Annotated in this window: 19 protein-coding genes; 11 read left to right on the forward strand and 8 right to left on the reverse strand. The window is 37.6% G+C overall.

The window, feature by feature from the left end:
* Positions 1-229, reverse strand: a 229-nt coding sequence (locus ACTB1O_RS05615) for a GIY-YIG nuclease family protein (protein WP_462994160.1), incomplete at its 3' end; no start/stop codon positions are given.
* Positions 230-232: 3 nt separating this feature from the next.
* Positions 233-3040: an excinuclease ABC subunit UvrA gene (uvrA, locus tag ACTB1O_RS05620; protein ID WP_462994161.1), complete on the reverse strand. Its 2808-nt coding sequence runs from the start codon at positions 3038-3040 to the stop codon at positions 233-235.
* Between the two features lie 155 nt (positions 3041-3195).
* Between uvrA and ACTB1O_RS05625 the strand changes: the two genes are divergently transcribed.
* The 3 genes from ACTB1O_RS05625 to ACTB1O_RS05635 all read left to right on the forward strand — a co-directional run bounded on the left by ACTB1O_RS05625 (position 3196) and on the right by ACTB1O_RS05635 (position 5384).
* Positions 3196-3684, forward strand: a complete 489-nt coding sequence (locus ACTB1O_RS05625; RefSeq protein WP_462994162.1) for a DNA-deoxyinosine glycosylase — start codon at positions 3196-3198, stop codon at positions 3682-3684.
* A 312-nt stretch (positions 3685-3996) separates the two neighbouring features.
* Positions 3997-5076, forward strand: coding sequence for an AI-2E family transporter (locus ACTB1O_RS05630; RefSeq protein ID WP_462994163.1), 1080 nt, complete (start codon positions 3997-3999; stop codon positions 5074-5076).
* Positions 5077-5171: 95 nt separating this feature from the next.
* Positions 5172-5384 (forward strand): hypothetical protein, encoded by a 213-nt coding sequence (locus ACTB1O_RS05635; RefSeq protein ID WP_462994164.1) that lies wholly within the window; start codon positions 5172-5174, stop codon positions 5382-5384.
* Positions 5385-5604: 220 nt separating this feature from the next.
* On the opposite strand, the gene ACTB1O_RS05640 is transcribed toward ACTB1O_RS05635, so the two are convergent.
* Positions 5605-6591 (reverse strand): ketopantoate reductase family protein, encoded by a 987-nt coding sequence (locus ACTB1O_RS05640; protein ID WP_462994165.1) that lies wholly within the window; start codon positions 6589-6591, stop codon positions 5605-5607.
* A 153-nt stretch (positions 6592-6744) separates the two neighbouring features.
* Here ACTB1O_RS05640 and ACTB1O_RS05645 point away from each other — a divergent pair, with 153 nt between their 5' ends.
* The 3 genes from ACTB1O_RS05645 to ACTB1O_RS05655 all read left to right on the forward strand — a co-directional run bounded on the left by ACTB1O_RS05645 (position 6745) and on the right by ACTB1O_RS05655 (position 10274).
* Positions 6745-7305: a LemA family protein gene (locus tag ACTB1O_RS05645; RefSeq protein ID WP_462994166.1), complete on the forward strand. Its 561-nt coding sequence runs from the start codon at positions 6745-6747 to the stop codon at positions 7303-7305.
* Positions 7306-7314: 9 nt separating this feature from the next.
* The gene (locus ACTB1O_RS05650) at positions 7315-9135 is read left to right on the forward strand and encodes a DUF2207 family protein (protein WP_462994167.1); all 1821 of its coding nucleotides are present in this window, start codon (positions 7315-7317) and stop codon (positions 9133-9135) included.
* Positions 9136-9335: 200 nt separating this feature from the next.
* Positions 9336-10274, forward strand: a complete 939-nt coding sequence (locus ACTB1O_RS05655; RefSeq protein ID WP_462994168.1) for a cation diffusion facilitator family transporter — start codon at positions 9336-9338, stop codon at positions 10272-10274.
* A 13-nt stretch (positions 10275-10287) separates the two neighbouring features.
* Here ACTB1O_RS05655 and ACTB1O_RS05660 read toward each other — a convergent pair whose 3' ends face one another.
* From ACTB1O_RS05660 to ACTB1O_RS05680, 5 genes are all read right to left on the reverse strand, one after another.
* Complete coding sequence (locus ACTB1O_RS05660) at positions 10288-10620, reverse strand: DUF1622 domain-containing protein (RefSeq protein ID WP_462994169.1); 333 nt, start codon at positions 10618-10620, stop codon at positions 10288-10290.
* Between the two features lie 60 nt (positions 10621-10680).
* Positions 10681-12051 (reverse strand): MBL fold metallo-hydrolase, encoded by a 1371-nt coding sequence (locus tag ACTB1O_RS05665; protein WP_462994170.1) that lies wholly within the window; start codon positions 12049-12051, stop codon positions 10681-10683.
* A gap of 34 nt (positions 12052-12085) precedes the next feature.
* Positions 12086-13876 (reverse strand): SLC13 family permease, encoded by a 1791-nt coding sequence (locus ACTB1O_RS05670; protein WP_462994171.1) that lies wholly within the window; start codon positions 13874-13876, stop codon positions 12086-12088.
* Between the two features lie 228 nt (positions 13877-14104).
* Positions 14105-14758: a potassium channel family protein gene (locus ACTB1O_RS05675; RefSeq protein WP_462994172.1), complete on the reverse strand. Its 654-nt coding sequence runs from the start codon at positions 14756-14758 to the stop codon at positions 14105-14107.
* Positions 14759-14768: 10 nt separating this feature from the next.
* Positions 14769-16196, reverse strand: coding sequence for a TrkH family potassium uptake protein (locus tag ACTB1O_RS05680; RefSeq protein WP_462994173.1), 1428 nt, complete (start codon positions 16194-16196; stop codon positions 14769-14771).
* A 265-nt stretch (positions 16197-16461) separates the two neighbouring features.
* Between ACTB1O_RS05680 and ACTB1O_RS05685 the strand changes: the two genes are divergently transcribed.
* Genes ACTB1O_RS05685 through hemC form a run of 5 tightly spaced genes read left to right on the forward strand, consistent with a single transcriptional unit; the run spans position 16462 to position 21421 of the window.
* Positions 16462-17085, forward strand: a complete 624-nt coding sequence (locus ACTB1O_RS05685; protein ID WP_462994174.1) for a precorrin-2 dehydrogenase/sirohydrochlorin ferrochelatase family protein — start codon at positions 16462-16464, stop codon at positions 17083-17085.
* Positions 17082-18365, forward strand: coding sequence for a glutamyl-tRNA reductase (hemA, locus tag ACTB1O_RS05690; protein ID WP_462994175.1), 1284 nt, complete (start codon positions 17082-17084; stop codon positions 18363-18365). Before ACTB1O_RS05685 ends, hemA begins: the two co-directional genes overlap by 4 nt.
* The gene (hemB, locus tag ACTB1O_RS05695) at positions 18335-19318 is read left to right on the forward strand and encodes a porphobilinogen synthase (RefSeq protein WP_462994176.1); all 984 of its coding nucleotides are present in this window, start codon (positions 18335-18337) and stop codon (positions 19316-19318) included. The genes hemA and hemB overlap by 31 nt, the downstream gene beginning before the upstream one ends.
* Positions 19305-20546 carry a glutamate-1-semialdehyde 2,1-aminomutase gene (gene hemL / locus ACTB1O_RS05700; RefSeq protein WP_462994177.1) on the forward strand — a complete coding sequence of 414 codons (1242 nt, stop codon included), beginning with the start codon at positions 19305-19307 and terminating at the stop codon, positions 20544-20546. The genes hemB and hemL overlap by 14 nt, the downstream gene beginning before the upstream one ends.
* Positions 20537-21421 (forward strand): hydroxymethylbilane synthase, encoded by an 885-nt coding sequence (gene hemC / locus ACTB1O_RS05705; RefSeq protein WP_462994178.1) that lies wholly within the window; start codon positions 20537-20539, stop codon positions 21419-21421. The genes hemL and hemC overlap by 10 nt, the downstream gene beginning before the upstream one ends.
* The last annotated feature ends 1 nt before the right edge of the window (position 21422 follow it).

Genomic DNA, 21422 nt, shown 5'->3' on the forward strand with positions numbered 1-21422 from the left:
GATTATTTTCCAGAATTAAAGCCTCAACTTCAGTTCCTGTGACAATAAAATCAACTGAATCTATGGATTTAACAAGTGCACGGGTCTTTGGGTCTGGATGATTTTTATTAAAATAACTGGAAACCCGCTTTTTAAGGTCTTTTGCCTTTCCCACATAGATTACACTGCTTTTGGAATCTTTATAGAGATAACAGCCTGGTTCATTTGGAATAAGTGAAATATTCACCATAATTTAATTTTTGAGGAGGGGAGCAAGAAACTGCCCTGTATAACTTCTGGATTCTGCAGCAATCTCTTCCGGCGTCCCGGTTGCGATAATCTCTCCGCCTTTGTCCCCTCCTTCAGGTCCGAGATCAATTATGTGATCTGCAGACTTTACCACATCAAGATTGTGCTCGATCACTACAACAGTATTTCCTTTGTCAACAAGATCGTTTAGGACACTTATCAGTTTTTTTACATCGTGAAAATGAAGTCCTGTTGTAGGTTCGTCAAGAAGGTAGATTGTCTGGCCTGTTGCCCGTTTGGAAAGTTCTCTTGTCAGCTTGATTCTCTGTGCTTCACCACCGGAAAGTGTTGTAGAACTCTGTCCCAGTTTTACATAGCCGAGACCCACTCTGCAAAGTGTTTCAAGCTTGTTTCTGACTGAAGGGAAATTTTCAAAGACTGAAAATGCCTCCTCAACTGTCATGTCCAATACATCAGATATGGATTTTCCCTTGTATTTTACTTCAAGTGTTTCAGCATTATATCTTGTTCCTTTACATTCCTCGCATTCTACATAGACATCCGGAAGAAAGTTCATCTCTATTTTTATCAGACCATCACCACTGCATGCTTCACAACGGCCGCCTTTGACATTGAATGAGAATCTTCCCGGTTTATATCCTCTTATCTTTGCTTCTTTTGTTTCGGCAAATATTTTCCGGATCTCATCAAAGACCTTTGTATAAGTTGCAGGGTTTGAACGTGGTGTTCGTCCAATCGGACTTTGATCAATTACAATTACCTTGTCCACCGGATTATCAAAACTAAGTTTTTTATAAGGGCCTGGTTCATTACGTGATTTGTTGATCTCTTTTGCAAGTGCATGGTAGAGTGTGTCATATACCAGGGTAGATTTTCCACTGCCTGATACTCCGGTCACGACTGTAAACAGACCTGTCGGGATGTGTGCATCGATTGATTTCAGATTGTTTCCTTTACATCCTGTTATATGAATGTATGATTCTGTCTTTCGCCTTTTTTTGGGAATATCTATCTGATCCTTTCCTGAAAGGTACCTTCCGGTAAGGGATTTGGGATCTTTTTCAATCTCTTCCGGAGTTCCCATTGAGACAATCTCTCCGCCGTGGACACCTGCACCCGGCCCCATATCAACGACAAAGTCTGCCTGTCTGATTGTGTCTTCGTCGTGTTCGACAACAATAAGTGTATTTCCGAGATCCCGTAGCTTTTGTAGTGTTTCAATAAGTTTGTGATTATCTTTCTGATGAAGTCCAATGGATGGTTCATCAAGGACATACAAAACGCCCATTAAATTTGAACCTATCTGGGTGGCAAGACGAATTCTCTGTGCCTCACCGCCTGAAAGAGTGCCTGCGTTTCTTGAAAGGGTAAGATAACCGAGACCGACCTCCTCAAGAAACCTAAGGCGTGATTCTATCTCTTTTAATACCTGTTTTGCAATTTCTGCTTCTTTTTTAGTAAGTATGATATTGCCAAAAAATTCACGGCTTGCCGAGACGGGCATATCAGTTATATCAACAATTGATCTGTTCGCAACTTTAACAGAGAGTGCTTTTTCATTCAGCCGCCTGCCTTTGCATGTGGGGCATCCGGAGATTCGCATATATTTTTCAAGCTCTTTTCGCCTGTATTCGGATTTTGTCTGTCCGTAAAGACGTGTGGCCTGTGGTAGCAGACCCTCCCATTTTCCATTATGCGACCAGAAAGCATCACCTCCCTTCATCCTCATATTAAATTTGATGGTCTCATCCGAGCCAAACATCAGGGCATTGTATTGCTTATCTGAAAGATCTTTTACAGGAGTGAATATATCAAATCCATAGTGCTTTGCCACTGCTGCAAGATACTGAACACGGTAACCGTCCAGAAAATTTCTGTACATTGCAACTGCACCTTCAGATAAGGATCTGTTTTTATCAGGAATGATGAGCTCAGGGTCGAACTCCATTTTTATTCCAAGACCGTTGCACTCTTTGCATGCGCCAAAAGGACTGTTAAATGAAAACATTCGTGGTTGAAGCTCTTCATACGATATGCCGCAGACAGGACATGCCATTTTTGAAGAGTATATTTTTTCCTCTCCGTCTTCTGACAGGACAACTATGAGGCCTTCGGAATTTTTAAGAGCGGATTCCACAGCTTCAACAAGTCTGAATCTGTCCTCTGCCGGATTTAAACGGTCTATTACAATATCAATATCGTGTTTAACATACCGTTCAAGATTGATCTCCTCATCTGTCCTGACAATATTTCCGTCAACTCGTGCTCTTGTATAACCCTGAATATTGAGATCTTTTAAAACATGCTGATATGTGCCCTTTTTTTGTCGTATTACAGGTGCAAGAATTGTCACATTTGCAGAGTGACTCAATGCTATTGAATCCGCAATTTTCTCAGGTGACTGTGATTCAATCCGTATATTATGCTCAGGGCAGAAAGGTACCCCTGTGCGTGCAAAAAGAAGGCGCAGATAATCATATATTTCTGTAACAGTGCCAACCGTACTTCTGGGATTTTTTGATGTTGTTTTCTGCTCTATTGATATTGCAGGAGATAATCCTTCAATAGAGTCAACATCGGGTTTGTTCATAAGGCCGAGAAACTGTCTTGCATAAGCTGAGAGGGATTCCACATATCTTCTCTGCCCTTCCGCATATATGGTGTCAAAAGCAAGCGTTGATTTGCCTGAGCCCGATACTCCGGTTATTACTATAAGTTTGTCTCTTGGGAGTTCAAGGGATATATCCTGCAGGTTATGTTCCCTTGCTCCCCGAATTATTATTGAGTCCATCGTTTGTTATCAGAAGTGTATTTGCTTCTTCTTATAAATGAGCATGCAGGCATGCGGTGTGAAAGTATTATTACTGATTCTCCAAAAGAGATAACTGACAATCAAAATATATGTAATTATTCCTGGTATATATGACTGAATTCATGTGCGGCCTGATGCCATTATGCGGAGAAAACCCACAGGTTTTAATCCTTGGAAGTTTTCCCAGCGTTATTTCCATTGATAAAAATGAATATTATGGCAATAAAAATAATCAATTCTGGAGGATAATGGAGGTGGTTGCAGGGGTTGATAACAGCCTTTCTTATGAAGATAAAATCCTTTCATTTTATAAAAAAGGAATTGCTCTCTGGGATGTCGCTTCTGTATGCAAAAGAGAAGGCAGTTCTGACAGCACAATAAAAAATGCAGTTATAAATGATATACCTGCATTTATTCTTGAAAAAAGAACAATAAAAGCTATAATACTGAATGGGAAAAGTGGGGCAGGCAGACTTTTTCAAAAAGAATTCAGGGATTTTAATAAAATATTTCCAGAGATTGATCTTATAATTCTTCCTTCAACAAGTTCTGCTAATGCATTGTACAGGCCTGAAGAAAAGATTGAGCAATGGAGTGTTATAAAAAAATATATTTTTGAATGAGGAAATAAAATTGTTTTTTTCAATTGTTGTAATATTCTAAAAAATGCCAATCATTAAAAGTCATAATGCTTCTTAAAAAATCTATGATCTTTTTAGATTCCAGCCATTTTTGATACAGGATAGCAGCAAACTGTCCGGATGAACTGCCCTTTATGTTTTCTGGAGAACATTCACATGTGTATTCACATATTGAAATGGATCATGAACATTTACATACCCCTGATATTCACCACAGGCATGAACACCAAATTTCATCAGGAATCCAAAATATGAAAAAGTTTAAGGTGGTATATATTAATCTCAGGTTTTGAAATGGATCTTTTAAATAAATCAGATATTAATTTGAGGTATCTTTTAATCGGTGCCTTAATTCTCATAATACTTGTTGGAATGCATACTGTGGCTTATTTAATTAATATGGTAGTCATATCCTTGATTCTTGCTATGCTGGGAACTCCCATACTGTATTTTTTTAAAAACAGAGGTTTTTCAGATGTAATATCAGTCACTCTGATAATGATCTTATATGGTGCTATAATTGTGGGATTTATTGCTCTGATTTTTGAATCGGCAAACATGTTTATTTTAGATCTTCCCGAATATGAAAACCTTTTAACAATCCGCCTTCAGAATATTTCTTCATTATTGGCCGGGATAGGTATTACCGGAGATCAGATAGCTACATTTTATCCTGACCTGACTACTGTTTCAAGAGTAGCAATACAGGTTATTGGGGGGATATCATCTCTTTTAATGGATGGATTTTTTATTGTTATTATCACCTGTTTCCTACTTCTTGAAGTTCCTGCCCTTCCCAAACGTATGAAGCGGGTAACAGGCGGGGATGACAATCTGACCGGAAAATATCAGGAAATGTGCAACAGCATGATCCAGTGGATGGTTGTAAAAACAAAAACAAACATTGTTCTCGGTGCTTCTTTTGGTGCAATGCTGTATGCAATGGGAGTTAATCTTGCAATTTTCTGGGGGGTTATGGCTATAATTTTGAGTTATATTCCTTATATTGGTCTTTTTATAGTGGCAGTTCCTGCAGTAATTCTTGCATGGCTTCAGCTTGGCATTGGCGGTGCTCTAATTGTGATAGCCGGAATTTGTATCATAAATGCAGTGGTTGAAAACATTGTATTCTCAAAATTTGCCGAAAAAAGTTTCAATATGCCGCCTCTTGTCGTAATATTGTCGCTTGTCCTGTGGACCTGGGTGCTTGGCCCTATAGGAATGCTGATATCTGTACCATTTACAATAATGATACTTATTGCTTTAAAATACGGTGAAACCACAAAATGGATTCCGGAAATTCTCGGAATGGATGAAATAAAACAAAAAAACCAGGATAAAAAACCGTTGGAAATTTCACAAAATAAAAATTAATTTTTTTTCTTTTTAATTATGATCTCATATATAGACAGATCAATTAAATAGTATGATCTTTAATTTACTCAATACCTTAAATAAGGGGGATTATTATGGGATACAGATGGAAAAATAAAATTGATGTGGATGAGGCAGTTGTGGTTTTTATGAATTCAATGGATTCTGAGGGGAAGATTTCTGCCTGGCTTTTAAAGACAATAAAACAATCTATGAAGGATTCAGATAAGGAACTGAGTTATTATTTCCTGGAAGAAGTAAAGAAACATGCGCCCCAGGCACTTAATTATTTCATGGATGAGGGCTAAAGAAAATTTCTTAAATTGTTTTATATTTTGTTTAAAAAAGATTTAAAAAATTGGGAGGTCTTTTTTTAAGGAGTTATTTACAGAAATTTTGAATTGGTTGTGCCTGTATAAAGGACAGCATTTAATTTACATCTTACATTGTCGGACACAGATGTATGATTACAGGGTTATTGCAGCCTTCCTTGTACTGACACAATAAATAAATGAAATCATATGGTATTTAGCATTCAGGCGTGCGCTGTGAAAGTAATCTTTTCTTTTCGAGGAATTTTAAAAAACTGCAAATGCATGAATTAAATGGCGTTTCAATTCCATTTTTCCTTCCAAGATTTATAACCGCACCATTGATAAAATCAATCTCTGTTAACCTTTTCATCTCAATATCCTGGAACATTGAGGTATATACTTCAGAAAATGAAGGTATCAGATAATTAAAAAGATAGTCTAGGTAATCTTCAGAAGAGTTCCATCTGACTTTAATATTTTCAGCTTTTATAACCAGAAAAACTTCTTTTATTATACCTGATATAGCCAGTTTCAGGTTTTCATCAAGGGTCTCACCTACAGTAATTGAAAACAGTGCAGTTATGGGGTTTACTGCAATATTTAAAAGTGATTTCTCCCAGATCGACGATCTTATATCATCACATTCTTCTGACCGTATTCCTGATTCATTTATCAGTTGTACAATTCTTTTTAATATGTCAGAATTTTTTCCGTCTGCATAACTGCTGTCAGGATAAAGGCCAAGTTTCATTGGTTCGCTTTCGCTCTGGATTTTAACAGCACCATCGGCTGTTACACGAAAATTTGTAGTTATTGTGGCGCCAAGAACCAGTCCTGAACATTTAATTAAAATATCCTCATTGCCAATTCCGTTTTGTATACTCACAACACTGCTATTTTTAAGAATGTCATGATATTCTTTGCATATAACTGCTGTATCGGTGCTCTTTGCTGTAATCAGAACATAGTCGAATTTTGTATCTGATTTTTTTACTTCTTCTGCTGATGTAAAACATTTTAGATTGAATATTTTCTTCTCACCCCACACGCCTTCTATAAAAAGACCTTCTTTAATAATGGCGTCCGCATGTCTTTTACGGCAGACAACAGAAACCAGGGAGTGATCAGACAATTTTCCGGCAATAGAAAGCCCGACTGCACCGGTTCCTATAATCAGAATTTTTGGTATTTTATCAGACATATTTGTAATATGATAATTTTGGTCTTCTAATGATTAGGTTTTGGGATTATCTACAGAGTGTAAGAAATGCATTGAGTTTAGGTATCATCCTAACTTAAATAATAATCAGAGTATCTAATAGATTATAAGTAAAAAAATTATAAGGTAAAAATCATGATAGAATTAATAATTATAGGAATTCTGGCAACCATTATCATAATATTGATATTCTGGTTTGTAGGGATTTATAATAAATTTTTCAGCCTCAAAAATTCATCTGAGGCAACTCTTGGACAGATTAAGGTTGCAATGAAAAAGCGCCTGGATATGATCGAACAACTTCTTGGTGCTGTAAAAAGCTATGCAGCATTTGAAAAAGAAACATTTGAGTCTGTTACCAAAATGAGAAGTTCGGTTGCATCTGCGAATCCCGGGGATTTAAACAAACTGGAAAGTGAGTCCAAATCAATAATCGGAAGGCTTTTTGCGGTTATGGAAAACTATCCTGAACTTAAAACATCTGAAACTGTAAAAGATCTTATGAACTCTGTAAAGGATATAGAAGATGAGATTGCACGACAGCGTTATACATTTAACAACATTTCACAGCAGTTTAACACTATGCTTGAAACAATACCCTCAAATATTGTGGGAAATATGATCGGGATGAAAAAACTTGATTATCTTGAATTTGAAGATGAAAATATTGAAAAAGCGCCTAAAATCTCATTTTAAGGAATAAAAATGGAAGAAATAAAACAGATTGCAATCCTTTTTTTAATTACATTTTTGGTGGGTCTTCTTGTCGTTCTTGTATCATCGGCTATTTCGGCAGAAACTCTTGATTTTGGAGGGGATCTGGTTGCAGATTCTTATGAAGTCGTATGGTACGAGAACGGGAGTTTAACGGAAAAATATGTTTATGATGTACAAACGTCCGGTGAATACAGGATGCTCTATCGTGTCTGGAAAGCTCCTGTAATCTATTCTGATGAAAAGGAATATTTAAACAGTCCGTTTATAAGACTGACCGGGATAAAAGGCCCCGAAGATTCTTTTGGATATGTAAAGACTGATCTAGGCAGAAGTTATCTTCAGGATGCAGATGATGGTACGGCATATGATCTCGTATCTGGAAAAGCGTATGATAATGAAGTGGGGATAGTCAATCCCGATTATTTTACCGCCGGTAAATATACTGTAACTTATGAATATCTAATCAGTCCACCTGTTGAATATGACAGCGATGCAGTGCATATCAATCTTAAATTCGCGGACGAACATATTCCTTATAACAATGTCAAAATAACCTTGGTCTCGGATAAGATTACAGACGTCTTTTCGCACCCCCCTTCATATGAAATACAAAAGGAGGAAGACAGAGTAATCCTGAAAGGCTCTTCCTCTGAAAATGAGATGATTGAGGCTGAATTTTTGATGGAGCCACAGGCTTCAGAGACTGTTTTCGGATATAAAACTTACACAGGGGATATTTTAATCAAAACCAAATCCGCAAATGAAGGATATCTTTTAGGTTTTAAGATTGCTGATGTTCTTTCAACAATCGGAAAAATAATGGTTCTTCTTGTGCCTTTCATGTTTGTTTTGCTATACTTTATTTCAGGAAGGGAAAAGAAATTTACCGTTCCTGAGTATCTCAGTACAATTCCTGATAAAAAACTGCTCCCCTGGCAGGTTAATCTGATCTTTAAAGGTGATGCATTTGATTCGGATGAAAATGCATTTTATGCAACAATTCTCCTTCTTCATAAGAAGAAAAAGATCTCAATAAAGGAGAAGGATGACAAAAAAGGTGTTTTGATTAAACTTCTGGAGACAAAGGGTGATGATGATTATGAACAGCGGATTTTAAATTTTATATCCGTCAATTCAGGGGATAATGATGTTCTTGATACCGGTTACTTTGAGGAAGTAGCAAAAAGGGCAGCTGTTTCAAAGTCGGATGAGAGTATTGCCCTGTCCATAAAAGAGAGTATTTTAAGTCTCACATCCTGGACGGAACCTGTTCTTTCAGGGAAATATGCCGAGGACGGGAGAGGTAAACTATTTGTATTTCTGGCTGCCGGACTTTTATTTGCATTAATCTCAGGAATGCTTATGATGTTGTTTGATAGTGCTGCAGACACTCTTCTTTTATGTGCAATCCTGGGAATTGTAGTGATAATACAGTCTGCAATTGCCTTTATGTTTCCATCAACCCTTTTTGGCAACTGGAAAGATAATTATTACAAGGAAAAGATGGAATGGGACGCGTTTAAAAAATTCCTTTCCGATCTTAGCCAGCTGGAAAAATATTCTCCTGAAGATATTGGAATGTGGGGGGAATGGCTTATATACGGGACTGCACTCGGTGTTGGCAAAAATGTTGAGAAAGCGATGAAAAATCTTAATGTAAATATTTCAGAGTCAGGGTATTTCTATCCGCACTATATGTGGTATGCAGGATTCTATTCAATCAGTACATTTTCACCTCCCTCGCAGGGAGGCGGAGGAGGATTTGGCGGCGGCGGGGGATTCGGTGGCGGCGGTGCCGGAGGAAGATAATCCTAAAAGATTTATCAGATTAAATCATCTCCCCCTTTTTCAATCCAGATTAATTTAACGGATATTCTTAAAAAACAGATTCTCAATAAATGTATATGATTTTTCTTTGAAAAATTTATGATTTTTTTTGGTTTTTTTAAAAATACCAAATTCCTTATGCTCTTTTCAGTTCAAATTATTATTGTCTGATGATAACAGCTATGAATAAAAATCAATCAACTAACGAATTAAAAGAAAAAACCGCAAGACTTTCAATAATATCAAACAGCGGACTTTTCATTATGAAAATTGTAGTGGGATTTACTACAGGTTCTGTAAGTATTATTTCTGAAGGTATTCACTCGGGAATGGATCTTCTTGCTGCAATAATTGCATTTTTTGCTGTAAAAAAATCCGGACAGCCGCCGGATATGGAGCATGAATTCGGGCATGGAAAATTTGAAGACATTTCAGGACTTATTGAGGCAGTTCTTATTTTTGTAGCTGCAATTTTTATTATAATCGAAGCTGTTTCAAAATTAACCGGAGATAAATCAGAATTAATTCCTCCTGAGATGCTGATACTGGGAATTATTGTTATGGGCATTTCTGCTGTTGTAAACTGGTCTGTCTCACATAGACTTATGAAGGTTGCAAAGGAGACCGAGTCCATTGCCCTGGAAAGTGATGCATGGCATTTAAGAACTGACGTATATACATCAGTTGGAGTTTTTTTAGGCCTGATTGTCATTCAGATTACAGGAATTAGTGCAATAGATTCAATTATTGCAATAGGGGTTTCTATTGTTATCTTAAAAGCGGCATTTGATCTGACAAAGAGATCGTTGTATGATCTTATCGACCGCAGTATTCCTGAAAAGGATAAAAACCGGATAAAAGAGATAATTTGTGATCATTCTTCAGATTATGCAGGTTTTCATGATTTGAGAACAAGAAGGGCGGGACCTGAAATATTCATAAATTTTAACCTTGTTGTTTCAGGTGAAATTTCAGTCCAGCAGTCGCATGATCTTGCTGATCATCTTGAATCAGACCTTAAAATTGAATTCCCAAGATCCGTAATAACAATTCATGTCGAACCATGCAACAAGGGGTGCACCAGATGTGGATCTTTCTGTAATTATAAAAAAGAAGAATAATTTTTTTATTAGATTATCCAATATTAAATTCCATTGCTTCTTTTTCAAGGAAATAACCAAGAACTGTTCTTATTATGACTGTTACGGCCAATATCATAATATCCTCCTGAGAAGGTGATATGACTGTCAGTAAAATATCTGCCGCTATTAAAAACTCCAGTCCGAATACTATCTTACTTGTAAGATCCAGGCGAATTTTGTTGTAAATATAGTTGCCGCGTTTAAGTTCAAGTAAAAGAACCCTGGATGCAGCAACAAGTCCGCCATAAACAATTAATGCGGCTCCTACAAATTCAAAAAAAAAGACAAGCAACTGAATAGCATCATAAAAGAAAGGGATATTCATATTGAATTAATATCAAAGGCGTCTATAAATCCTTTTCGCCTTTTTCAATTGATTTTTGACCTATTTATTCATAAAACCGCCATTTTTATAACCTGTTATTCCTCCTGCGGCATTGTAAACTTCCTTAAAGCCTTTTTGCTTTAATATGCTGCATGCAAGACTGGATCTGTGACCTGTTCCGCACATTGCAATAACAGGTTTCTCTATGTCCAGTTTTTTATAATCGGTTCTCAGGTCCATTGCAAGAATGTTGACAGCCCCTTTTACATGTCCTGTTTCAAATTCATCAGCAGAACGAACATCTAAAAGAATAACATTCTTATCTTTTATCATTTCAAAAACTTCCCCTGGTGATAATTGGTGGATATGATCAGTGTCGTATCCTGACGTCACCCACATATGGGTTCCTCCCTTAAGATATCCCACAACCCTGTCCAGGCCAACTCTTCTGAGTTTTATAACCGCATCTTTAGTCTGGTCCGGATTATCTGTAACAAGCAGAATGTCCTTATCCGGAGGAAGAATCCATCCTGCAAAGGTTGAGAATTTCCCGTTGATGTCAATGTGGTAACTTCCGGGGATATGCTGCCCTCCAAATGTTGAATAATCCCTTATGCTGACAACAATTGTATTCCCATCTTCCATTTTTCTTTTAAAATCAGCAGGCACCATAGCAACTATCTCAGGAAGTGTACGGACAAGTACAGGGCCTTTTCTGTTAATATCACTACATCTTGAGAAATGATCAGGTGCAGGAGGCATTCCGACAGTCAGGGAATTGATAAATTCATCTTTGTCATCTATAAGAAGAGATGTGTTGTGAATTTTTTCATATCCTATTGTAGACAGTCTCATAGAACCCATAGCCTTTCCGCATAAAGAACCGGCACCATGAGCCGGAAAAACAATACAGTTTTCAGGCAGTTTCAAAATTTTTTCATGTAGATTTAAAAACAATTTTTCTGCCAGTTCTTTTGCCTGTCCCGGAAAAAGATCAGGTCTTCCGACATCATTTACAAAAAGAGTGTCTCCCGTAAATGCCACAACGGGTTCCTTACCCCTTGAAAGATCGGATACGGCATATACCAGACAGTCAGGTGTATGCCCCGGAGTTTCAAGGACCTGAAATTTCATATCCTCAATTAAAAATTCAGATCCCTGTGCGAGTGGAATATGTTTGAATTCGCAGTTTCCTGCTTTAGGAGCATATATATCAGCACCTGTTTTTTCTGCCAGATCAAGATGTCCTGAGACAAAATCGGCATGGAGATGCGTCTCAAGAATATGTGTGATCGTCAAATCTTCATCTTCTGCGGCCTCTATATACCAGTCAATATCCCGACTGGGATCTACAATTGCACATGTCTTACTGCCGCCTATAAGATATGAGCTGTGAGCTATCTTTTCTAAAAAAAACTGCTTTATCAACATAACTATCTCTCCTTTCCTCTACAAGATGCTATATTCAGATAAATAATATATAAATCATCGCCACAGAAATGCAGGTAAAAATTACTGTCATAATTCCTCCTGCCTTTAGGTAATCAGAATTGTGATAACCTCCCTGACCCATTAAAAACGCATTTACCTGGTGTGTGGGCAGAATAAAGGAGTTGGAGGCACAGATTCCTGCAAGAAGAGCCAGTCCGCGTGGATCGATTCCTGTATCAAGGCCTATTATGATTACAAGTGGTATAAGAATCACAGTCGCTGCGACATTTGACATAAAAAGACTGAAAAATGTCGCAAGAATTGCAACTGCAAAAAGTATCAGAATCGGATGCCCGCCTGTAAATAAACCGGTAACAATATCTGCAATATAAGCAGCCGTTCCTGTATTATCCATCGCAATACCTAAAGGGATAAGTCCTGCAAGCAAAAAGACAGTCCTCCAGTCAACAGCTCTGTAAGCTTCGTCAATACTTAGAACTCCTGCGATTATCATGCATATTGCGCCCGTAAGCAGGCCGAGTGATATCGGAACACCTGTAAAAGAGAGAAGAATTCCCCCGGCAAAACATAATACTGCAATAGGAGCTTTTGATTTTTTCAAATCTTTTTCTTCGGGAGGTGTTAATAAAATGAAATCCTGGCCTTTTCCTGCTTTTTCGATACTTCCCCATGAACCATATACTACAAAGGAATCTCCTGTTTTCAGTTTAATTTCCGAAAATTTTTCTTTGCTTTCTTCCTCCCTCCCTGAATACACAATAATTTCAAGACCGTAGTTGAGACGAAATGAGAGTTCACGGATAGTTTTCCCGATTATTTTTGAATGAGGTCTGAGTATTATCTCTGCAAATCCTGCATTTTCTTCACTTGTAAGTTCATCCAGATACGCTTTGTTTTTTGCGGAAATCAGTCCGTATTCTTCTCTAAATGATTCGGAATCCTCTTCTGAGCCTAAAATAGTCAAAATCTGGCCTGATGAAATAACAGTGTATCTCCATGGTGCATAGAGCATATCTTTGCCGTCTTTAATTGCAAGGAGGATTAGTGAATATTTTTCATCTAATTTTAAGTCTTCCCGTTTCATCCCATGAATTGGAGAATTTTTTGGAACAACATAATGATACATTCGCTTTGGAAGATTCCATATTTCCATGAGTTCTTCCTGAGATTCTATATTTTCCACAGGCTCTTCACTTTTTGGAAGAACATATTTTCCAAGGATTAAAAAGTATAATATTCCTGCTATAAGCAGGCAAAGACCGATTGGAGTTACAGCGAAAAAATCAAAAGGCTCCTGATTAGCCTGGATTAGAAGATCATTTAATAAAATAAGAGGGGATGAGCCTATCATACTCAGTGTTCCGCCGATTATTGCTGAAAAACCCATTGGCATTATAAGACGCGAACGGGGTATCTTCGTCTTTTTTGAAATTCTTAATATTGCAGGAAGAAATAGTGCTGCAGAACCAATATTCTGCATAAATGCGGACAATAATCCGACGCACGAAGAAACAATCCCTGTAATTCTTTTCTCTTCAGAACCTCCCCAAAGAACAATTCTCCGTGCGACATTTATCATAATACCTGTTCTGTCTATCCCGTATCCGAGAATCATTACAGAAATAATTGATATTACGGCATTGCTTGCAAATCCGGAGAATGTCTCGGCAGGACTGACCAGTCCCAGCCATCCCAGTGTAAGCATAATTATTATTGCAATAACATCAACCCGAAATGCCTCTGTTACAAAAAGGATGACCGTTACTGCAAGAATTATGCATACCAGGATTATTTCAGGAGTCATACTTTCACCGGATTAGAATGAACTGGCCATTTTTTGCAGATGGTTATGATGAAATGCTGAAAATATTATGAAAATGATCTCATGCTATTCTCATATAATCTGTAAATTTGTGGTATTTATCTGCAGGTCTTCTATTATGATTCAGTATGGTTTTATTGTAAATAACTATTTTCAGGAAAAAATAATTTATTATTTATTGCTTTTTTAACAAATCATGGATGAATTTTATTATTCTGTGATTTTATCTCTTATAATTTCATCAATTTCTGAGATATGCTCTGCACGAGTAACAATTAAAAGTTCATCGTCATATGCCAGAGGGGGTGCTTCTGAAAAAAGGTAAAAATTATCACCTCGATAAAAACCTATAAAGTCACTGTTTTTTGGCAGTTCTATCCCTGATAATTTTTTTCCTTTGTGCCTTTCACCGGCAATAATACTAATAAATCTTACGTCCCCTTTCATCATAGTTGAAAGTTCAATGGTATCAATACCTCTGAGTGCATGGTATATACTAAGGGACGCTGTCTGTGGAGGATTTACCACATGATGAAATCCGAGTTTTTTGGCAACATGCATAAATTCCATATGTTCGGTTGTGATAATTATTTCAGGTACATTATATCCACGTCCAATAAGACCTGTAATTATATTGTCCTGATCATGACTACTGCATGCGACAATAGCATCTGCCTTTTCAATTTCAGCTTTTTCAAGAATTTCGGGATTTGTACCTTCTGCATTTATGACAGTGCAGTCCAGCTTTTCAGAGAGACTTTCGGCTATTTGCTGATCCTTTTCAATGAGAATTACTTCATAACCTCTTTTTATCAGCATCAGTGCAAGATCCAGCCCAAGTGCACTTGCCTCAACAATAATCACTCTCAATTTTTCACCTCTTAATCCATGTTCGTGGGTAAAGTAATATAAATAACGGGATGATTTCAATTCTTCCAAGTAGCATATCAATAATTAATACTATTTTTAAAATGAATGGCATTGTAACATCTGTTATGCCTGTGGAAAGCCCGACAGTCCCTATAGCACTTGAAACCTCAAATAAAGAATTGTCCAGCCCGAAACCGAATAGCATGAAAATAAAACATGATGAAATTAACACAATAAAAAAGAGAAGTACTAAGGTAATAATATTGTAAACCATATCGGAATCAATAATCTCATCTCCTATCTTAAGGGGAGTTAAGGCTTCTTTTGGAAGGAAAAAGCGTATAAATACTATATGGATTACTTTTAAGAGAATAATGAGTCTTATTATTTTCAGACCTCCGGCAGTGGAACCCATAGAACCTCCAATCCACATAAGAACTGTCATAACCGCCTTTGAACCATCAGGAAGTGATGAAGGATCAACAGTTGAGAAACCTGATGTTGTAAGGGCTGAAAAAGCCTGGAAAAATGCTAATGAAAGAGTTTCCTTTAGAGAATAGTTGCCATATAATGTAAAAAAAAGAAGAAGAAATCCCAGTAATCCAAATAAAATAAAATATTTTAACTGGACATCAGAAAATATACCTTTTATGTCTTTTGGAAAGCGTGAATATACACTAAAATTTATTGCGCCCAGAACACAGCACAGTGTTACAATTAAGGGTAGAATCATTCCTGAAAATCCAGATATTGAATTAGGATTTGTCGAAAAACCTCCTGTTGAAACAGATGACATTGCATGACAAATCGCATCAAAAAAATTCATTCCTCCCAAAAAAAGAAGAATAAAAGCAATAATTGTGATTATAAGATATATTTTAAGAAGTGTTTTTGAAGTTGCAAATACAGTTGGCCTTATTTTTTGTTCACCTGCATTTATTGCATAAAGTCTGTATGCGCTGGGGCCGGGATTGGCAAATATCATCATTGCAATTATTAAAATTCCAATACCTCCAATCCACTGAAGCCACGATCTTGTGAAAAGAAAAACCGGACCGGGATCTAATGGCGATACTGAAAGACCTGTAGTGGTTATGCCTGAAACTGCCTCAAAAAAAGCATCTATTAGTGCCATATCCGTCAAAAGAGCCATAGGAAGTGTGCAGATTAAGGCAAGAAACGGGAATATTATAGCTGCCAGTACAATAGCTTCTTTTTTTTCAAGTTCTTCTTCAGGGAGAAACCTGTTGATTAAATACCCGAAAATGATAATTAAAGCGACAATTGCAAGATAAATTCCAAAAACAAAAATTTCTCCATATAAAATTGCAACTAAAAGAGGTACTAAAAGGATAATTCCTGATCCTATCATTAGTTTTGAGAGATACTTGAGCAGGACATCCGGCCTGACAGGAGAGGCAAGCTCGTACATAACGGGTAATGATACATAATTCTATAAAGGATATAATTGTTTATACAATTATTTTCAGAATTTGATAAAAAAGTGATTGAACTGATTTTTTTTAATCAAAAATATTTTTTTGATGATTTATAACAATTTTAACATGGGACAGCAACAAATTAAGAAGAAGGAAATAAATTTTATTTAATTTTGACAGGTGATATTTTTTAGTACTACTAAAAGGATCGATTTTTCAGACAAAGTTTTAATTTTTTGAGCAACAAAACATACTTCAATGATTCCTCTCATCCATAATCTGAAAGGAAAAAGAGTCTTAATTTTTGGAGGAGGTGAGGTTGGGTTTAGAAAAGCTTCATTTTTTCATCCTGAAACTGAAATTATGGTAGTAAGCAGATCATTTTGTGATAATCTTAAAAAAATGGATGTTTTGAAAATTGAAAAAGATCTTAAATCAGTTTCAGATGCCTGCCTTCTTGAATTAATATCCAGTTCTGCAATTGTAGTCGCCGCAACTTCAGACAGGGAATTAAATAACCGTATCAGACATATTTCAAAAAAGGAAAAAATATTATTTAATAATGCAGACGGCGAAGAAGGAGATATCATTATTCCGTCTTCAATAAAAGGAAAAAATTACCTTATTGCAATATCAACAGGTGGAAAGAGTCCGGGAATGTCTCGCTATATCAGGGAGCATCTGGAAGTTAATTGTCCTTATATTGATGAAATGATTGAGATTCAAAGTGAAATCAGGAAAATTTTAAAAAAAATTGAGCCTGATCAGAGAAAGAGGAATGAAATTTTGCATAATATACTTAATGATAACAATATTTGGATAAAACTGGAAAAAGACAAAGATTCTGTAATGAAATATATAAAAAAGGAATATCTTCAATGAAATATGAACTGCTGATTCCCATATCAGGTGCAGGGTTAACCTATCATGAGGCGGATATCGAAAAACTGGAGAATTTTCGTTTTAACGATGAAGAACAATTTCTGATTGAGGCAAGAGAGCATTTTAAAGGTGTTATTCTTCTTCAGACCTGTAACCGGGTAGAAATTTATGTTCAGGGGGATTCTGAATCGCTTGATAATTTTTTAAGATCCACAGGACGTGAGGGTTTCTGGACGCTTGAAGGGTGCAGTGCCTTAAATCACCTTTTAAGGCTTGCATCCGGAATGGATTCAATGATAATCGGCGAAGATCAAATACTTGGACAGTTGAAAAAAGCATTGTCACTCTCCCAGATGACGGGGGTTTGCAGTCCTGTCCTTGATCTTTGTATAAAAAAGGCTGTTCATACCGGAGTTGAAATTCGCAAAAAAACCAATATAAATAATGGTGCTGTTTCAATCGGTTCTGCAGCTGTTAAGCTTGCAGAAGAACTTCTTGGGAGTCTGAACGGGAAGCATATTCTTGTTGTTGGCGGCGGCGAGATGGGAAAACTTGTTGCACAGGCGCTTGCCGCAAAAGAGCTTACAGCGATATATGTGACAAACCGGACTTTTGAAACAGCAAAAAGGCTGGCAGAAGAGATTGGTGGAAAGGCTGTCATGCTGGATGAGCTTTATCATTATATTTCCCTTTCAGATGTGGTAATATCGTGCACTGCTGCTCCACATCCGATTATTCACTGTGAACCCTTAAATGACATTCTTGAAAAGCAGAGATGGCCTCTTGAGGAGATAAAAAAACCGTTGATACTAATAGATATCGCTCAGCCGCGTGATGTTGAAGAATGTATTTGTGAAATTGAGGGTGTCAGAATATTTACAATTGATGACCTGAGAACTGTCAGTGAGAAAAATTTAAATTCACGTCGTTATGAAGCTGAAATGGCTGAAATTTATCTTATTGATGAAGAAAAAAAGTTTATCGCTCTCTTAAACAGAACTGCTGCAAATGAAATACTTGGTGATCTTCATACCTGGGCGGAATCCATACGTATCAGGGAACGTGACCGGGCTCTTTCCAGAATTGAAGGGCATGATGAGAGAACAAAAGAAATTTTTGATGACTTTTCAAGAGTTATAATTAAAAAAATTCTTACTGATGCAACATTTGCAGTAAGAAGTTGTGCAGAATGCGGTGATGTGGAAACCGCTGAAAAATTAGTTCTTGCTATAACAAGAGGTAAAAGACCATGTTCCCCCAGAGAAGACTTAGAAGACTGAGAAAGAGAAATCTCCAGGCTCTGTTTAAGGAGACTGTTCTCACAAAAAATGATCTGATAGCGCCTTATTTTTTTGATGAGACAATATCAGAAAAAAAACCGATTGAATCAATGCCCGGGCAGTTCAGATATCCGTTATCGGAAGCAGGAGTTATTGCAGAAAAACTTAAACGCCTTGGCATTCGTGCAATGATTATCTTTGGAATTCCAAAAGATAAGGATCCTTTTGGCACTTCGGGCTGGATTGAGGATGGAGTTATTCAGAAGGCTGTTAAAGAGATAAAAGCAAAAGTTCCGGAGATGGTTGTAATTACCGATGTCTGTGCCTGCGAATATACAGATCATGGCCATTGTGGAATAATTGGCGATACCTGTGGTGGAATGGATCTTTTAAATGATGAATCACTGGAAGTCATGACGCAGATTGCGGTTTCACATGCAAAAGCCGGATGTGATATTGTTGCTCCCTCATGTATGCTTGACGGAATGGTGCTTGCAATAAGAGAGGCACTTGACGATTCAGGTTTTGAAGAGATTCCAATTATGTCATATTCCACTAAATTTGCAAGTGCTCTTTATGGTCCTTTCAGGGATGCGGCTGATTCAGTCATGTCATTTGGTGACAGGACAACATATCAGATGGCATATGAAAACCCGAGAGAGGCATTTTTGGAGTCTGAAACTGATCTGAAGGAAGGAGCAGACATTCTGATGGTAAAGCCTGCAGATTTTTATCATGATATTATTGCATCTGTTGCAACCCTTGGTGTACCTGTTGCAGCATACCAGGTCAGCGGAGAGTATTCAATGATAAAAGCAGCATCCGAAAAAGGATGGATTGATGAGAAAAAGATTGTAATGGAGAGTCTTGTCTCAATTAAACGTGCAGGCGCAGACCTGATTATTACTTATTTTGCAGAGGATGCAGCGAGGTGGATTGATGAAAAGCAGTGAACTATTTAATATTGCAAAAACACTGATGCCCGGAGGGGTAAGCAGTCCTGTAAGAGCAATAAAACCGTACCCGTTTTATACAAAAAAGGCAGAAGGCTCAAAGATAACAACCGAAGATGGAGATGAATTAATAGACTGCTGTCTGGGCTATGGTCCCCTTCTTTTAGGACATAAAAGCAGATGTGTTTATGATGCAATAAGAGATCAGATAGAAAAGGGGTGGCTTTACGGGACACCTTCAGAACAGGAGATAAAACTGGCAAAAATAATTACTGGAGATCATCCTTCAATTGATATGTGCCGGTTTGTTTCAAGCGGGTCTGAGGCAACTATGGCTGCTATCCGTCTGGCAAGGGGATTTACCGGGAAGAAGACAATCATTAAGTCAGAGGGTGGATTTCATGGTGCTCATGACGGTGTTTTAATTCAGGCAGGTTCGGGTGCGACAACAATGGGCATTCCTGATTCCGCGGGGGTAATTCCCGAGATTGTAGCCCATACTGCACAGGTGCCTTATAATAATATAGAATCTCTCAAAGAGATCATATCAAAAAATGATGATATTGCAGCTTTTATTATAGAACCGATAATGGGAAATATTGGTCCGATTCTGCCGGAAAAAGACTACCTTTCAGAAGTCCGGAAGATTACAAAAGAGAATGATATACTTTTGATATGTGATGAGGTAATCTGCGGTTACAGGACTGGCATTGGGGGAGCTCAGGTCAAATATGGAATAAAACCTGATCTTACCACTCTTGGAAAGATTACAGGCGGCGGCCTTCCAATAGGTGTTTTTGGCGGGAGACGTGAAATAATGGAGATGGTCGCACCGCAGGGTCCGGTTTATCAGGCAGGGACATTCAGTGGCAATCCGCTTTCGATGGCAGCGGGAATTGCAATGTTGAATTATATTCATGAAAACCGCAGTCTTTATGAAAGACTTGACGGCTATACAAAAATTATCCATGAATCGCTCCCTGAAAAATACAGGGATTCGTTTGTAAGAACTGGTTCGATGTTCAAGCTCTTCTTCAGGGAAACACCTCCTAAAAATTATTTAGAGGCAAAACAGAGCAATACTGAAAAATTTGGAGATTTCTGGAAGAAGATGCTAAAATCAGGAATATTTCTACCACCATCACAATTTGAGACAAATTTTGTATCAGCTGCACATTCTGAAGAGGATATTGAAAATATTGCCGGAGCATATTGTAAATGCCTTTGAAAGTAGGGACAAGAGGTTCGCGCCTTGCAATGGTGCAGACAGAACGTGTCTGCAGTATGCTTAAAGAAAAGGGAATCAAAACCAAGATTGTAACTATAAAGACAGTAGGTGATGACAAGACAAATGTCCCGCTCCATAAAGTAGGAGGCCAGGGAATATTTGTCCGTGCACTTGACGATGCGATAATTAACGGGGAAGTTGATTTTGCGGTTCACAGCATGAAAGACATCCCTGCAAAAAGGCCTCAGGGTGTTTTAACCTGTGCAGTGTTAAAAAGAGATTCGCCGTGCGATTTTCTTGTTCATAAATGTCCTCTTGAAGATATAAAAGTAGTTGGTACATCGAGTACACGCAGAAAGGCCCAGCTTTTAAGGGGTAATTTAAACCCTGAGATTAGGGAGCTTCGCGGGAATGTTGATACCCGGCTTAAAAAACTTGAGAATGGAGAATATGACGCAATTGTCCTTGCTGAAGCAGGTATGGAGCGTCTCGGGCTTAAATTGCCCGGAACAAAACTAATCCCGCAATGGTATGTGCCGTCCCCCAATCAGGGTATAATTGCGGTTGTCTGTCGTGATGATCCAAAGCTTTCAGAGATACTTTCAGTTCTTGATGATCCGAAAACAAGAAAAGATGCAGATGTTGAACGTGCGGTAATGGAAGAGATAGAGGGTGGCTGTTTTACTCCGCAGGGTGTGTTCTGCAAAGACGGATTTTTGATAGCAGAAGTTCTCTCGCTTGACGGGAAGAGGTACGAGAGAATTGAGGACAACGGAGATACTGTTGAGGAAGGAAGACTTGTTGGCAAAAAACTCCGTTCGATTGCATATGATCTAATAGAAGAAGCCCGTTTGAATCTGGGTATTAATCAATAAA

Source organism: Methanomicrobium sp. (assembly GCF_055145805.1).

Excerpts from the sequence above, each read along its gene's own strand:
- ACTB1O_RS05685 (WP_462994174.1), top strand. The coding sequence starts at position 16,462 with ATGATTCCTCTCATCCATAATCTGAAAGGAAAAAGAGTCTTAATTTTT.
- ACTB1O_RS05625 (WP_462994162.1), top strand. The coding sequence starts at position 3,196 with ATGCCATTATGCGGAGAAAACCCACAGGTTTTAATCCTTGGAAGTTTT.
- hemA (WP_462994175.1), top strand. The coding sequence starts at position 17,082 with ATGAAATATGAACTGCTGATTCCCATATCAGGTGCAGGGTTAACCTAT.
- hemB (WP_462994176.1), top strand. The coding sequence starts at position 18,335 with ATGTTCCCCCAGAGAAGACTTAGAAGACTGAGAAAGAGAAATCTCCAG.
- hemL (WP_462994177.1), top strand. The coding sequence starts at position 19,305 with ATGAAAAGCAGTGAACTATTTAATATTGCAAAAACACTGATGCCCGGA.
- ACTB1O_RS05640 (WP_462994165.1), bottom strand. The coding sequence starts at position 6,591 with ATGTCTGATAAAATACCAAAAATTCTGATTATAGGAACCGGTGCAGTC.
- ACTB1O_RS05635 (WP_462994164.1), top strand. The coding sequence starts at position 5,172 with ATGGGATACAGATGGAAAAATAAAATTGATGTGGATGAGGCAGTTGTG.
- ACTB1O_RS05670 (WP_462994171.1), bottom strand. The coding sequence starts at position 13,876 with ATGACTCCTGAAATAATCCTGGTATGCATAATTCTTGCAGTAACGGTC.
- ACTB1O_RS05645 (WP_462994166.1), top strand. The coding sequence starts at position 6,745 with ATGATAGAATTAATAATTATAGGAATTCTGGCAACCATTATCATAATA.
- ACTB1O_RS05660 (WP_462994169.1), bottom strand. The coding sequence starts at position 10,620 with ATGAATATCCCTTTCTTTTATGATGCTATTCAGTTGCTTGTCTTTTTT.
- hemC (WP_462994178.1), top strand. The coding sequence starts at position 20,537 with ATGCCTTTGAAAGTAGGGACAAGAGGTTCGCGCCTTGCAATGGTGCAG.
- ACTB1O_RS05650 (WP_462994167.1), top strand. The coding sequence starts at position 7,315 with ATGGAAGAAATAAAACAGATTGCAATCCTTTTTTTAATTACATTTTTG.
- ACTB1O_RS05680 (WP_462994173.1), bottom strand. The coding sequence starts at position 16,196 with ATGTACGAGCTTGCCTCTCCTGTCAGGCCGGATGTCCTGCTCAAGTAT.
- ACTB1O_RS05655 (WP_462994168.1), top strand. The coding sequence starts at position 9,336 with ATGAATAAAAATCAATCAACTAACGAATTAAAAGAAAAAACCGCAAGA.
- ACTB1O_RS05630 (WP_462994163.1), top strand. The coding sequence starts at position 3,997 with ATGGATCTTTTAAATAAATCAGATATTAATTTGAGGTATCTTTTAATC.
- ACTB1O_RS05665 (WP_462994170.1), bottom strand. The coding sequence starts at position 12,051 with ATGTTGATAAAGCAGTTTTTTTTAGAAAAGATAGCTCACAGCTCATAT.
- uvrA (WP_462994161.1), bottom strand. The coding sequence starts at position 3,040 with ATGGACTCAATAATAATTCGGGGAGCAAGGGAACATAACCTGCAGGAT.